This window comes from Pacificispira sp. HM-600 (assembly GCF_977993705.1).
On the sequence record NZ_OZ388079.1, the window covers coordinates 568,999 to 582,272 of the forward strand.

At 67.3% G+C, this 13,274-nt stretch carries 12 protein-coding genes; 2 read left to right on the forward strand and 10 right to left on the reverse strand.

Going from position 1 to position 13,274, the window contains the following annotated elements; genetic code table 11:
- Positions 1–201 precede the first annotated feature (201 nt).
- Together ACXZ1E_RS02690 and ACXZ1E_RS02695 are read left to right on the forward strand one after the other, a co-directional pair.
- The gene (locus ACXZ1E_RS02690; protein ID WP_458041913.1) at positions 202–579 is read left to right on the forward strand and encodes a PadR family transcriptional regulator; all 378 of its coding nucleotides are present in this window, start codon (positions 202–204) and stop codon (positions 577–579) included.
- The gene (locus ACXZ1E_RS02695; protein WP_458041914.1) at positions 576–1,910 is read left to right on the forward strand and encodes a hypothetical protein; all 1,335 of its coding nucleotides are present in this window, start codon (positions 576–578) and stop codon (positions 1,908–1,910) included. The genes ACXZ1E_RS02690 and ACXZ1E_RS02695 overlap by 4 nt, the downstream gene beginning before the upstream one ends.
- 245 nt (positions 1,911–2,155) lie before the next feature.
- Here the strand turns inward: ACXZ1E_RS02695 and murG are convergent, their stop codons facing one another.
- The 10 genes from murG to ACXZ1E_RS02745 all read right to left on the reverse strand — a co-directional run bounded on the left by murG (position 2,156) and on the right by ACXZ1E_RS02745 (position 13,258).
- Positions 2,156–3,229, reverse strand: coding sequence for an undecaprenyldiphospho-muramoylpentapeptide beta-N-acetylglucosaminyltransferase (gene murG, locus ACXZ1E_RS02700; protein WP_458041915.1), 1,074 nt, complete (start codon positions 3,227–3,229; stop codon positions 2,156–2,158).
- On the reverse strand, positions 3,226–4,494 hold the full coding sequence (ftsW, locus tag ACXZ1E_RS02705; protein ID WP_458041916.1) for a putative lipid II flippase FtsW: 1,269 nt from the start codon (positions 4,492–4,494) through the stop codon (positions 3,226–3,228). Before ftsW ends, murG begins: the two co-directional genes overlap by 4 nt.
- Positions 4,445–6,079: a UDP-N-acetylmuramoyl-L-alanine--D-glutamate ligase gene (murD, locus tag ACXZ1E_RS02710; RefSeq protein WP_458041917.1), complete on the reverse strand. Its 1,635-nt coding sequence runs from the start codon at positions 6,077–6,079 to the stop codon at positions 4,445–4,447. The genes ftsW and murD overlap by 50 nt, the downstream gene beginning before the upstream one ends.
- Complete coding sequence (gene mraY / locus ACXZ1E_RS02715; RefSeq protein WP_458041918.1) at positions 6,061–7,170, reverse strand: phospho-N-acetylmuramoyl-pentapeptide-transferase; 1,110 nt, start codon at positions 7,168–7,170, stop codon at positions 6,061–6,063. The genes murD and mraY overlap by 19 nt, the downstream gene beginning before the upstream one ends.
- Entirely contained in the window at positions 7,167–8,579 is a 1,413-nt protein-coding gene (locus ACXZ1E_RS02720) for a UDP-N-acetylmuramoyl-tripeptide--D-alanyl-D-alanine ligase (RefSeq protein WP_458041919.1), read from the reverse strand. Before ACXZ1E_RS02720 ends, mraY begins: the two co-directional genes overlap by 4 nt.
- Before the next feature lie 65 nt (positions 8,580–8,644).
- On the reverse strand, positions 8,645–10,429 hold the full coding sequence (locus ACXZ1E_RS02725; protein ID WP_458041920.1) for a peptidoglycan D,D-transpeptidase FtsI family protein: 1,785 nt from the start codon (positions 10,427–10,429) through the stop codon (positions 8,645–8,647).
- Between the two features lie 94 nt (positions 10,430–10,523).
- Complete coding sequence (locus ACXZ1E_RS02730; RefSeq protein ID WP_458041921.1) at positions 10,524–11,108, reverse strand: hypothetical protein; 585 nt, start codon at positions 11,106–11,108, stop codon at positions 10,524–10,526.
- The gene (gene rsmH / locus ACXZ1E_RS02735; RefSeq protein WP_458041922.1) at positions 11,105–12,055 is read right to left on the reverse strand and encodes a 16S rRNA (cytosine(1402)-N(4))-methyltransferase RsmH; all 951 of its coding nucleotides are present in this window, start codon (positions 12,053–12,055) and stop codon (positions 11,105–11,107) included. The genes ACXZ1E_RS02730 and rsmH overlap by 4 nt, the downstream gene beginning before the upstream one ends.
- Before the next feature lie 102 nt (positions 12,056–12,157).
- A complete protein-coding gene (gene mraZ, locus ACXZ1E_RS02740) occupies positions 12,158–12,589 on the reverse strand; it encodes a division/cell wall cluster transcriptional repressor MraZ (protein ID WP_458041923.1) in 432 nt (143 codons plus the stop codon).
- 297 nt (positions 12,590–12,886) lie between these two features.
- The gene (locus ACXZ1E_RS02745; RefSeq protein ID WP_458041924.1) at positions 12,887–13,258 is read right to left on the reverse strand and encodes a DUF3040 domain-containing protein; all 372 of its coding nucleotides are present in this window, start codon (positions 13,256–13,258) and stop codon (positions 12,887–12,889) included.
- Positions 13,259–13,274: the final 16 nt, after the last annotated feature.

Genomic DNA, 13,274 nt, shown 5'->3' on the forward strand with positions numbered 1-13,274 from the left:
GGCGCGCCCGGGCACTCGGCCGTCCCGCCACGAGTGGCCCCTGCAGCGATCCCGAGCGCGCCGAGCGGACGCGACACGCCGTCTCGTGCGCGCGCGAACGGCGTGTCGCGTCCGTTCGTGGCACAGGATCGATCCATCGCTCGGGGTGGAGAGGCGGGTGAACGACTAGACATAGTCCCGACATGGGCATATGCTCGTCGCATGAGCGAATCGTTGGGCACGACCGCCTTCTGGATCCTGGCGAGCCTCGCCAGTGGCCGCCGCCACGGCTACGCGATCCTGCGTGAGGTGGACGAGGCATCCGGCGATCCCGGATCGCTCAAGACGACCACCCTGTACGCGACGACCGAGCGCCTGCAGGCCCGTGGCCTCGTGCGCGAAGACGGCGAAGAGATCGTGGACGGACGCGCCCGGCGCTACTACGCGCTCACCGACACCGGCAGGGCGCGACTCGAGATGGAACTCGCCGACCTCGAGCGGCGGGCGTCCGCGGCACGGCGGGCGCTCGCGATCTACCGCCCCGTGCCGGCACACACGCCGGCACCCGCACCCGCCGTCAGCATGGCGACGTTCGCATGACAGCACCGGACGAGCGCGCATTCCGGGCTCTCCTGCGCTGGTACCCGCGCATCTGGCGGGAACGCAACGAGGAGGTGGTGCTGTGCACGATGCTCGACGACGCTGAGGCGCGCGGGCAGCGGATCCCGGATGCGTCGCTGCGGCGTAGCGCGATCGTCCAGGGACTCGGCGCGCGGCTGGATCGACGCACGGCGATCATCGCGGCATCCCTCGCCGTGTCGTTCGGCCTCGCGGGCATACCGCTCTTGTTCATGGGCGCGGGTCCGATCGGGTTGATACCCGGCTTCGGGGTGGCTCCCCTGTTCATGCTGGTTGCCATCGCTGCCACGCTCCGAACTCGCGGGATCCTCTCCGCGCCCGAGGCGCTGGCCGCTTTCGTACTCGCGCTACCCGCTGCCGCCTTCTCGACTCTGGCCGCACTGTCGTGGTACGTCGGCTTCGACGAGGCCGACGCGGGAACCACCCGCAGCGGATTCGCTCAGGTATTCCTGTGGTTGGTCACGGCCGCGTGGCTTGCCGCCGCCGCCTGGGGGGCCGTAGCTGCGGGCGGCGTGCTCCGAACCCTGAAGATGCCCACAATGTGGGCCCGCCTGGGCGGCGCCGGGTGCACCATTGTCGCGTATCCCTTCCTGGCATTCACGCTGATGAACCCCACAGTCGGGGCGTTCCTCGCGCTCGCAACGCTCGGCTCCGTGATTCTGCTGACGCGGCCGAAGCCGACCACCGCAGCCGCTTTGCCCCCGCACACCCCCGTGGCAAGAACCCCCCGACCAGCTCGCATGAGCGTTCTCGTCTGTGCCGCGGTATCGACTGTTGCGGGCATGGCCGCCATCATCTTCGCGTTAACCGGGAGCGGCTGGACCGACGGAGCCCTGGATTCGACCGAGGCAATGCGGGCCGGAATCGTCGCCGGCTTCGCGTCTGTGCTCCCCTACTGCGCGGCAATCGGGTTGATGCGAACCCAGACTCATCGCGCGATCAACGCATGGGGCCCACCGTCGCTCATCGCCATCGCGCTGTTGATCGCCGCGACCGAAAACCTCATCGGCGGCGGCGATGGCAACCGGATCGTGTGGGCCCTCATGATCGCCGCTCTCCCCCTCGGCGGCGCCGTCGCCTGGATCCTCGCGGTAGGCCATTGGGCCCCTCGGGTCGTTCAGACAACGATCGCGGCCCTGTGCGGTGCATCCGTGCTCGTTCTCGGCGTATCCATCCACATGCTCGCGTTCGCCCTTCCGCTCGCGGCACTCGTGCTGGCGATCGGGGAGGCGCGGCGCCTGAGCCACGCCCGCACCCGACGCGCCTGGCCGTCCCGCGCAGCAGCTGCGTAGCCAGCGCTGCGGCCTGCTCGACCACAACACGAACGGTCGCGACTCGCCGTTCCCGCCGCGCGCGAACGGCGAGTCGCGACCGTTCGATGGCGCGCCGGGGGCAAGCCTCGGCCGAGCCATCGCCGAGCACACCGCCCCCTGCGGTGGCCGCATCCACCGCCGCGACCCCGTCGAGCTGTCACGAAATGCTCTATACATCGCGGCAGATCGAGCGTTCTGTGACAGCTCGAGCCCGCGAAGCGAACTCAGCGAGCGAGGGCCTCGTCGATCATCGCGATCAGGTCTTCCGTGCCTCGACGCGAGCCGACGGATGCCGCGGCCACGCGCATCGCGTCGAGTCGGACCGGGTCGGCCAGAAGGGGCCGGACCTCGGCCCGCACGCGGTCGGCGGTGAACAACGCGTCATCGATCAAGACCGCGGCGCCCGCAGCGACCGCGGACGCGGCGTTCAGGCGCTGCTCGCCGTTGCCGACCGCGTAGGGAACGTACACGGCGGGGATGCCGAGGGCGCTGATTTCGCTGACGGTCGCAGCGCCCGCCCGCGACACGATGACATCGGCCATTGCGAAGGCGAGATCCATCCGGTCCTCGTACTTTTTGACGACATATCCGGGCGCGCCGGGGTCGGACCAGTCCGACCGCTCCCCCGTCACGTGCACGAGCTGATACCCCGTCGCGAGCACGTCAGCGTACGCACCCGCGAACGCCTCATTCAGACGCAGCGCACCGAGTGAGCCCCCGAACACCAAGAGCGTGGGCTGAGCGGGGTCGAGCCCGAAATGCGCCGCCGCTTCGTCCCGCAGAGCGGACCGGTCCAGGTCGACGATCTCGCGACGCAGCGGCATCCCGACCACACGAGAGCGGCGAAGCGGTGTCCCCGCGAAAGCGACGCCGACTGCCGCAGCGCTCCGGGCACCGAGCACGTTCGCAAGACCCGGCCGCGCATTCGCCTCGTGCACGACGAAAGGGGTGCCCGACCTGCGCGCCGCGACGTAGGCCGGAGCGGATGCGTAGCCTCCGAAGCCGATGACGACCGAAACATCCCGGTCGCGGATGACCTGCCGCACGTGCCCGACAGCCCTCCGAAAGCGTGCGGGAAAGCCGATGGCCGAACGATCCGGTCGGCGCGGGAACGGCAGGCGTTCGATCGTCAACAACTCATAGCCCCGGTCCGGCACGAGGCGCGTTTCGAGCCCCTCCTTCGTCCCCAGCACGACGATCTTCACCTCGGGATCGCGGGCCCGAAGTCCGTCCGCGACCGCCAACAGCGGATTGACATGGCCTGCGGTTCCCCCGCCGGCCAGAAGATAGGTCGTCACGCCGCGACTTTACCCCGGCGGGCCGCGCTCGCCCCGCCCCGGATACCCGTGCGGGCGTTCTGAGACGATGTGGGCAGCGTCCGAGCGAACGACAGCAACACTCCGCAGGCCATCAAGACCGACAGCAGAGCCGTTCCACCCTGCGACATGAATGGCAAGGGCACACCGAGAACGGGGACAATGCGCAGCACGACACCGATGTTGATGAGGGCCTGGCCCACGATCCACACGGTGATTCCGCCCGCGGCGATGCGGATGAACGGGTCGTCGGTCTTGCGGATGACGTGGAAGGCACCGACCGCGAACAGCGTGAACAGCCCGAGGATGACGATGCAACCGATGAGACCGACCTCTTCGCCCACGATCGCGAAGATGTAGTCGTTGGCCCGGGCGGGCAGCCATCCGTACTTCTCTTTCGAGTTACCGAGCCCCAGCCCGAAGATCCCGCCACCGGCCAGACCGAATACGCCGTGCATGGCCTGGTAGCAGTCGTTGAAGTAGTCGCAGTCCTCGTTCATGAAGCTCATCAGGCGCCGCATGCGGTTGGGGCTCGCAACCGCCATGTAGGCCACGTAGGCCGCTGCCCCGATGAGGGGCAGCAGGAAGATGCGCAGGCGCACGCCCGAGAAGAACAGCCCACCGAGCACGATCAGCACCAGGATCATGCTCGTGCCGAGGTCGCGCCCCGCCATGACGGTCGCGATGACCGCCACAGACACGGGGACGAGCGGAATGAAGACGTGGCGCCAAAGGCCCAGGAGGGTCTGCTTGCGATAGAGGACGTACGCGACCCACAGGGCGAGCGAGAGCTTCAGGAATTCGGATGGCTGGACGGTCTGCCCTGCGATCGAGATCCAGTTGCGGTTTCCGAGAATCTCGACTCCGAGTCCGGGAACGAAGACGAGCAGTTGGAAGAGTGTCGCAAGCCCGAGCAGGGGCCAGGCGATTTTCTTCCAGAACCTGACCGGGAAGCGCGAAGCCACGAACATCAAGGGGATGCCGATGACCGCGAAGACGCCCTGCTTGATGAGCGACTCGAAGGGGCTCTGTCCTTCGGCAGTCGCGGAGGCCGTCGTGGCCGACAGCACCATCACCAGCCCGAAGCCGGTCAGCAACAGAGCGGTCGAGGCGATGAGGAGGAACTCGCTCGGCACCGGCGCGAACACGCGTCCGAGCGAGACCCGCGCCGCGAGTCCTCGGGGCGCCGAATCGTCGTCAGGCTGTTGCGCCGCCCGCGGGGGGCGTGTCGGCGTCCGAGTCGCCATCCGTCTCCCCTACCTGCGTTTCATCCCGATCGGGTTTCGTGTCCCGTTCGGATGTGGTGTCGTCATGCTCGGGATCGAGTCCCTCGACATGCTCGCGAACCGCCTCCGCGAAGCGCGTGCCCCGCTCGGCATATCCGCTGAACTGATCGAAGGATGCCGAAGCCGGAGCGAGAAGCACGACGTCTCCCGACGCCGCGATGCCCGCCGCCCGCTGGACGACACGCCTCATGACCTCTTCAGTCTCACCGTGCTCCACCTCGAACACGGGCACGTCGGGGGCGTGTCGCGCGAATGCCCCGAGCACGTCGTCGCGCACGCGTCCGATCACGATGGCCGCCTTGACCGCGCTCCCCCGCCCCGCGATGAGCGGGCCGATATCGACGCCCTTCAGCAGGCCGCCCACGACCCAGATCGCTCCGGGGTACGCCGAGAGGGAGGATGCCGCCGCGTGGGGGTTCGTTGCCTTCGAGTCATCCACCCAGGTCACGCCGGCATGGTGCGCGACGACCTCGATGCGGTGCGGGTCGAGCCGGAACGTATCGAGCGCGTCGCGGATTGCTGCCGGCTCCACCCCCGCGGCACGTGACAGGGCCGCGGCCGCGAGGATGTTCGAGACGATGTGTGGGGCGATCAGCCCGGCGGATGCCAGTCGGTCGAGGGTCGTGAGCTCGAGAGCACTGGACCGGCGCTCCTCGAGAAATGCCCGATCCACGAGGATTCCGTCGACTATGCCAACGTCGCTCGGCCCCGGCACGCCCAGGTCGAAGCCGATGGCTCGCGCACCCTCGACCACTTCGGCGTCTTCGACCATCTCTCGGGTCGCGGCATCCGCCTTGTTGTAGACGCACGCGAGGCGGGTGTTCCGGTAGACGACGGCCTTCGCATCGCGGTAGGCGTCGAATGATCCGTGCCATTCGAGGTGGTCGTCGGCGAGATTCAGGCACACCGAGGCGAGCGGGAAGGGCTGCCCCTCCGGCTCGGCAAGCGCGAGGTACCAGAGTTGGTGGCTCGAAAGCTCGACGACGAGAGCATCGAAGCCTGCGGGGTCGCGGATGGCGTCGAGCACGGGCACCCCGATGTTTCCGCACGGCGCCGCGCGCAGCCCGCCCTCGACGAGCATGGTGGCGGTGAGGCGGGTCGTCGTGGTCTTGCCGTTCGTGCCCGTGATCAGGATCCAGTGCGCGGGCGAGCCATCCGCCCGCACGACCTTGTCTCGCACACGCCAGGCGAGCTCGATATCGCCCCACAGCGGGACGGATGCCTCCAGCGCCCAACGCACGACGGGGTGGGCGGGCGCGAATCCGGGCGACGCCACGATCACGTCGGGCGCAAACTCGGTGATGCGATCGGGCACCGCGTCGAGCGGGCCGACGTGCAGGTCGGCGCCGATCACCGGGAGGAGGCTGGCGTACTCCTCGGCCGCGGTTTCCGTTGCGACGAGCACCTCAGCGCCGAGCTCGGTGAGGGTGTCTGCGACCGAGAAACCGGTCTGAGCGAGACCCAGGACGACGACCCGGAGGCCCTTCCAGTCGGCGTTCCAACTGGTCAGCTCGGCGATCGGGGCACTCACGCGCTGGTCAGCCATTCGACGTAGAACAGGCCGACGCCGGAGACGGCGAGCATGCCGGCGATGATCCACATGCGGACGACGATCGTCACCTCGGACCAGCCGCGCATCTCGAGGTGGTGGTGCAACGGACTCATCAGGAACAGACGTTTACCACGCGTCACCTTGAAATACAGTCGCTGGAGGATGACCGAGCCCGACGCGATGACGTAGACGCCAGCGACCAACACCACAAGCAGCTCGGTGCGGGTGAGGATCGCCATCGCCGCGATCACGCCGCCGATCGCCATCGAACCGACGTCGCCCATGAAGAGCTTGGCGGTCGGGGCATTCCACCAGAGGAAGCCGACGAGAGCACCGACAAAGGACGCCGAGACGATCGCGAGGTCGAAGGAGTTCGGTGTGTCGTAACAGGCCGCTGGCAGGGTGGGCGCGATCGTTTCGCCTCGACAGATCTGGTTGAACTGCCAGAAGGCGATCAAGCTGTACGCGCCGACCACGAAGATCCCGGCGCCCGCGGCGAGCCCGTCCAGGCCATCCGAGACGTTCACGCTGTTCGAGGTCGCGACCCCGATGAGCGACAGCCACGTCAGGTACAGGATCCAGCCGATGACCGGCCCGAGCGCCATGAACGACAGCACCGGGATGTCTCGGAACAGCGACACATAGGCGGACGCCGGCGTTTGATCCCACGTATTCGGGAAATTCAGGGCGACGATGCCGAAGGGCACCGCAACGAGGATCTGACCGACGATCTTGCGCCAGCCCGAAAGGCCGAGGCTGCGCTGGCTGCGCACCTTCATGTAGTCGTCGATGAAGCCGACGGCGCCGAATCCGATCATCATCCAGATGACGAGCAGACCCGAGATCGTCGGGGGGTTGCCGCCGGTGAACCCGCCGATCAGGTAGCCGACGATCGTGCCGACAATGAAGATCGTCCCACCCATCGTGGGGGTGCCGCGCTTCTGGCCGTGGCTCGGGTTCTCGATCGCCTCGGGGGTGCGGATGACCTGGCCCCAGCCCCATTTGCGGAACCAGCGAATGAAGACGGGCGTGAGAAAAAGCGTGAACGCCAGAGAGATCGCTGCCGCCGTCAGAAGGGATCTCACGAGAACGATTCTCCCAGACGATCGCCGAGGTGCCGGAGCCCCGCCGCGTTGGAGGACTTCACGAGCACCCGATCGCCGTCGCGCAGCTCGCCCTGCAGGTAGTCGTAGGCGGCATCCGCGTCCGGGAAGAAGACAGCTTCGCCGTCCCATGATCCCTGAGCGATCGCCTCGAGGAACATGCGTCGCGCCTCGGTACCGACGATGACGATCCGCTGGATGCCGAGGCGCACCGCGAGCAGTCCGACGCGATCGTGCTCGTCGTCGGCGTACTCGCCGAGCTCGCTCATCGCACCGAGGACGGCGACCGTGCGCTGGCCCGGTCCCGTGATCTGCGCGAGAGTGCGGAGTGCGGCCGACATCGAGTCGGGGCTGGCGTTGTAGGCGTCGTTGATGATGCGCACGCGATCGGAGCCGAGCGGCTGCATTCGCCAGCGTTCGGCGAGCTCGAGCGTCTCGAGTCGCTCGACGCAATCCTGCAGCGATACTCCGATGCGTGTCGCGACGGCGATCGCGGCCAGAGCGTTGGCGACGAAGTGCTCGCCGAGCACACGGAGACGCAGCGGAACGGAGACATCGCCGACCGTGACCTCGCACGTGGTGCCCTCGGCCGTGACGCGGATGTCGTCGCCTCGCACATCGGCGCTCGCTCCCCGACCAAACCACACGACCTCGACCTCACGCTCGTGCGCGATCGACGCCATCCCTGCGACCCGCGGATCGTCGGCGTTCAAGACCGCGGTGCCCCCGGGGCGGATTGAGTGGACCAGCTCGGATTTCGCTGCCACGGTCGCCTCGATGCCGCCGAACCCGCCGGCATGCGCGAGACCCACCATCAGCACGACGCCGATATCGGGCGTGACGAGTCCCGCGAGACGGGCGATCTCGCCGGGAGCGCTGGCACCGAACTCGCACACGAGGTACCGCGTGCTGTGGGTCACGCGCAGCATCGTCAGGGGAGCACCGACCTCGTTGTTGAACGATGCATGGGGCCAGACGGTCTCGTCCTGGTCGCGGAGAATGCGGGCGACCATGTTCTTGGTGGTCGTCTTCCCGTTCGAGCCGGTGATGCCGACGACGGTGAGTTCGCCCCCGTCGCGTACTCGCGCCACGACGTAGCGTGCCAGGTCGGCGAGAGCTCCCACGACGCTGGCGACGACAACCTGGCTGATCGGAGTGTCGACGGGGTGCTCTACGAGAGCAATGACCGCCCCCCGCTCGTGTGCCGTGCCGACGAACAGATGCCCGTCGGTTTCGGCACCGGGCTTGGCAGCGAACACTCCGCCCGACTCGATGAGGCGCGAATCGGTCTCGACGGTGCCGTCGACGATTGAGTCAGCCGTGTCCGATCCGACGGTACGCAGCTCGCCCCCGGTGGCGTGGGCGAGCTCGGCATACGTCAGCGCGATCATGGACACTCTCCCTGAACAGTGGGCTGTGGGCGGCACCCGCGCGACGTCATCGGTACGGGCAGGATTTACTGGTACTTGGGTAGAATTTCGGGCCCCGGCGTGCTGGACGGAAGCACCCGGTAGGTCTTCAAGACCTGGGTCATCGCCTTCTGGAAACCGGCGGCATTGGCCGAAGACATCCTATTCTTCTTCGGCTCGTCGAGCGTGAAGATGACCACGTACTTCGGGTCGTCCGCGGGCGCGAAACCGGCGAGCGTCGTGTAGAAGATGCCCTGTTTGTACCCGCTACCGTCCTCGTTCGCCTTCTCCGCCGTACCCGACTTGGTCGCCATCCGGTAGCCATCGATGGCGAGCACCTTGCGGTTCGTGACCTGCTGGAACACGTTCTCGAGCATGAGGGTGACGTCGGCCGCAGTCTGCGGCTTGATGACCTGCTCGGGTTCGGGAAGTTCAGGCTCGATGACCTCGCCCGAGGACGTTGTGCACGACTCGACGAGGCTCAGAGGCATCCGCACACCGTCGTTCGCGATCGTCTGGTAAACGCTCGCGACCTGCGGGACGGTGACCGTGAAGGACTGCCCGAAGGTCGTCGTGTAGTGGGATGCCTGATCCCAGGGAGCGTCGTGCAGGATGCCCGTGCGCTCGCCGGGGAAGCCGACCTCGGTCTTCTTGCCGACACCGAAACGCTTGAGGTAGTCGTAACGCACCTCGTCCGACACGAGCGTGCCGAACTTCGACAGCGCAACGTTCGATGAGTCGACGAGCGCGCCGGTCATCGTGTAGTTGTACGACGGGTGTGAGAAGACGTCATTGATCGTCACGTCCCCCGGCAGCGTCTCGCGTCCGGCGGCGGGGATCGTCGGGGTCAGCGGCGTGACACCTGCGCTATCGATGATCGTGGAGGCCGTGACGGGCTTGAAGGTCGAGCCCGGCTCGAACTCGTACGTGAAGATGCGACTGCTGCGATCTGCGTCAGCCGAAGCGGTGACATTGTTCGGGTCGACCGTCGGGTACTCGGCGGCCGCGCGGATTTTGCCCGTTTCTACCTCGAGGACGAACGCCGTGCCGTAGTTCGCCTGCTGGTTCTGCACCTCTTCGGCGACCATCTGCTGCAGATACCACTGCAGGTCACGGTTGATCGTCAGCTGCAGCGTTCCGCCGTCCTCGGCGGGCGTCTGCTTGCGGGTTCCGGGGATCACCACGCCGTCCTTGCCGCGTTCGTACGACTCCGCACCGTCCTCGCCCGAGAGGCAGTCGTTCTGCGAGAGCTCCAGCCCCGCGAGCGCCTCGCCGTCAGACCCGACGAATCCGACGAGATTGCCGCCGACCGCTCCGTCCGGATAGCTGCGGGCAGGGTGCGGCGTCGTGTACAAGAACGGAAGGTCGAGGGCGGCGAGCGCCTGGTACTGATCCGTGCTGAGCCTCGTGGTTATCTGCGCCCACTGCGAGTCGGCGTTGGCCGCGAGCACGTCCGCCACGATCTGCTGCACCTGTTCGGGCGTCTGCCCGGTGATCGCGGCAATCTGAGCCGCTTGCTCGGGCCACACCTCTTGCACTGCGCGGCCGTCGCTGAACTTCTGATTGAGGATGTTCTGCGGGTCGACCTGCGCGTCGTACAGCATGGTGTTGCCCGCGAGCACAGCCCCTGTCTCATCGACGATCGTGCCGCGCGCGGCGGTCAGCTTATTACTCGCGACCATCCCGACGCCGGCTGAATCGGCGCGGTGGTCGTCGGCATTGACGACCTGAATGTCGACCAGACGCACGACGAATACCCCGAGGATCGACAGGACCACCGCGAGGGCGACCACGGTGCGGCGGCGGGGGGAACGTGTGGTGCGTGTAGTCATCTGTGTGTCGCCGCGTTTCGCATGTCGGTTCCGGAATTCTTCGGTGTCAGTGCCGTTGTCAGTGCCGTTGTCAGTGCCGTTGTCAGTGCCCGTGTCAGCGGGTCTGCGGGGCGGGAAGCCCCTCGGAGAGAGCGGGTGGACCGGTGACGACCGCATCGGTCGGTGCGACCGGTGCCTCGGGCAAACCTTCTATGGTCGCGTCGGGCGCGGTGACCAGAGGCGCTGTCGCGACGAGCGAGTTGGCGACACTGCCTCGTCCGATGGCATCGACCGTCGACTGCCACGGCGCGGCCGCGCCGCTGCCCAGGATTGCGCCGTCCGAGAGACGGAGGTAGGAGGGAGCCTCGTTGATGACCATGCCCAGTGCGGAGGCGTTCGCGGCGAGGTATTGGGGGGAGCTCAACCCGACGAGCTGCTGGTTCAGCGACTGACTCTCGTACTGCAGGGCTTTCACCTGCTGGGTCAGTGCCTGTTCTTCGTACACGCCCTGGGTCATCGCGATCGAGATTCCCATCTGCGCCGCCGCGATGGCGACAGCGCCGCTCAGCGCGATGATCGCATACGCCAGCCGCGGTCGGCGGCGACGCGCGGAGGCGCCGTCGACGGCACGCAGGCGATTGCGTTCGGGACGCGTCGCCGTGCCCGGAACGAGGGGAAGGGCGGTGGTTGCGAGGCTCATGCGGCCCTCGCTCTCTCTGCGGCGCGGAGTCGGACGGGTGTGGCACGCGGGTTGCGTTCGCGCTCGTCCTCGGGTGCGAACTCCGCACCCTTGACGAGCAGACGGAACTTCGGAGCGTGCTCGGGAAGTTCGACGGGCAGGCCCGAGGGCGCGGTTGAGGCCGACGCATCCGCGAAGGCACGTTTGACGATGCGGTCTTCGAGCGACTGGTAGGCCAGCACGACGATGCGGCCGTTCACGGCAAGAAGATCGAGGGCCGCGGGAATTGCACGCTCCACCGCGACGAGTTCTTCATTGACCTCTATCCGGAGCGCCTGGAAGACCCGCTTCGCGGGGTGGCCCGCGCGCTGGGCGGCCGCGGGAGTCGCGGCGACAAGCACCTCGACCAGCTCGCCCGACCGCTGGATAGGCGCCCGCTCACGGGCCGCGACGATGAATCGGGCGTAGCGGGCGGCGAGCTTCTCTTCGCCGTACCGCTCGAAGATGGCCCGGAGTGCCCCCTCGGGGTAGGTCGCGATGATATCTGCGGCGGTGCGACCATCCGTCTGATCCATCCGCATGTCGAGCGGTGCATCTCGAGAGTAGGCGAAGCCTCGGTCGGACTCATCGAGCTGCAGAGACGATACGCCGAGGTCGAAAAGGATCGCATCGACCCGGTCGTAGCCGACGGATGCTGCGGCTTCGGCGATGCCGTCGTAGACGGTGTGCACCATGCTCACGCGGTCGCCGAAGCGGGCAAGCCGTTCGCCCGCGAGCCGGAGCGCGTCGGTGTCGCGATCGAGCCCGATCAGGTGAATGTTGGGAAAGCGTTCGAGGAAGGCCTCGGAGTGCCCACCCATTCCGAGCGTGGCGTCAACGAGGACGGCACCCGGACGCTGGAGGGCGGGGGCGAGCAGCTCGATGCAGCGCTCGAGCAGAACAGGGGTGTGGCGGTCTCGGGTTTCCATGATGGGAGGGGCGGGACCCCGGGCCCTGATCCCCATCCGCTCCGACCTGGCACCGGGGAAGTGTGTCAGGGCGTGGCGGCTGGGAGTCAGGACCAGGGGGCGTCAGAAGAGGCCCGGGATCACCTCCTGCTCCAGATCGGAGTACGACTCCTCGTTGGCGGCGGCGTAGGTGTTCCAGGCATCCGCGTTCCAGATTTCGGCGTGCGCGCCGACGCCCGTGACGACGAGTTCTTTCTCGAGGCCGGCGTAGGCGCGGAGGTGCGTGGGAATGGTGATGCGGTTCTGCGAGTCGGGCATCTCGGCGCTCGCACCGGACAGGAACATGCGCAGGAAGTCGCGAGCCTGCTTGTTGCTGAGCGGCGCCTCGCGGATCCGCTCGTGCACACGCTCGAACTCGGCGGAGCTGAAGACGAAGAGGCAGCGGTCTTGACCGCGGGTGATGACGACGCCACCGGCGAGGTCTTCACGGAACTTTGCGGGGAGGATCACGCGTCCTTTGTCGTCGAGCTTGGGGGTGTAGGTGCCGAGAAGCATCGACGTGTACCCCCCTTCGCCCGGCCCGTCTCAGGTTTGGCCCCACGTTACTCCACTTCCCTCCACTTTCCTACGCTTTCGCACCACGAATCCGCGCGTGAGTCCCCGAACGACCGAACATCCGAGAGGAACAAGCTCGCCGACACGACAACGAGAGCCCGACGAGCCGTTCGAAGACGCGTCGCTCCTCCCGGATGCTCGCGGAACGACGCGGAAACTCGGGATCTCAGCCGGATGCGGGCACAAAAAAGGGGCCGACCCGAAGGTCGACCCCGAAGAGTGGAGGGAGGTGGAGGGCTAGTGGCCGTCTTGACGCCGGTCCCATCGATCGTTCATGCGATCCATGAAGCTGACCTGGCTCGCACGACGCGGGGCGCTCGTGCTCCCGGGAGCGGGCATCCGCGTGACGTCGACCCGTGTGGGCGTGAGAGCGAGGACCACTCCCCCAAGCATCGCGACGAAGCCGAGGATTCCGACCACGATCAACTGCGAGGCCACACCCGCAACGAGCGCGCCGATCCCGATGAGAACGAGGATCGCACCCAACGTGACATTGCGGTAGTTCATGGCGCGGCCCTCGCGGTCCGAGCTGACGACATCGGCGTCGTTGCGCAGAAGATGGCGCTCCATCTCATCGAGAAGGCGCTGCTCCTGTTCAGAGAGTGGCATCGGTCCCCCGTGGGTT

Excerpts from the sequence above, each read along its gene's own strand:
- ACXZ1E_RS02725 (WP_458041920.1), bottom strand. The coding sequence starts at position 10,429 with ATGACTACACGCACCACACGTTCCCCCCGCCGCCGCACCGTGGTCGCC.
- ACXZ1E_RS02695 (WP_458041914.1), top strand. The coding sequence starts at position 576 with ATGACAGCACCGGACGAGCGCGCATTCCGGGCTCTCCTGCGCTGGTAC.
- ACXZ1E_RS02745 (WP_458041924.1), bottom strand. The coding sequence starts at position 13,258 with ATGCCACTCTCTGAACAGGAGCAGCGCCTTCTCGATGAGATGGAGCGC.
- ACXZ1E_RS02690 (WP_458041913.1), top strand. The coding sequence starts at position 202 with ATGAGCGAATCGTTGGGCACGACCGCCTTCTGGATCCTGGCGAGCCTC.
- ACXZ1E_RS02730 (WP_458041921.1), bottom strand. The coding sequence starts at position 11,108 with ATGAGCCTCGCAACCACCGCCCTTCCCCTCGTTCCGGGCACGGCGACG.
- murD (WP_458041917.1), bottom strand. The coding sequence starts at position 6,079 with ATGGCTGACCAGCGCGTGAGTGCCCCGATCGCCGAGCTGACCAGTTGG.
- ftsW (WP_458041916.1), bottom strand. The coding sequence starts at position 4,494 with ATGGCGACTCGGACGCCGACACGCCCCCCGCGGGCGGCGCAACAGCCT.
- mraZ (WP_458041923.1), bottom strand. The coding sequence starts at position 12,589 with ATGCTTCTCGGCACCTACACCCCCAAGCTCGACGACAAAGGACGCGTG.
- rsmH (WP_458041922.1), bottom strand. The coding sequence starts at position 12,055 with ATGGAAACCCGAGACCGCCACACCCCTGTTCTGCTCGAGCGCTGCATC.
- ACXZ1E_RS02720 (WP_458041919.1), bottom strand. The coding sequence starts at position 8,579 with ATGATCGCGCTGACGTATGCCGAGCTCGCCCACGCCACCGGGGGCGAG.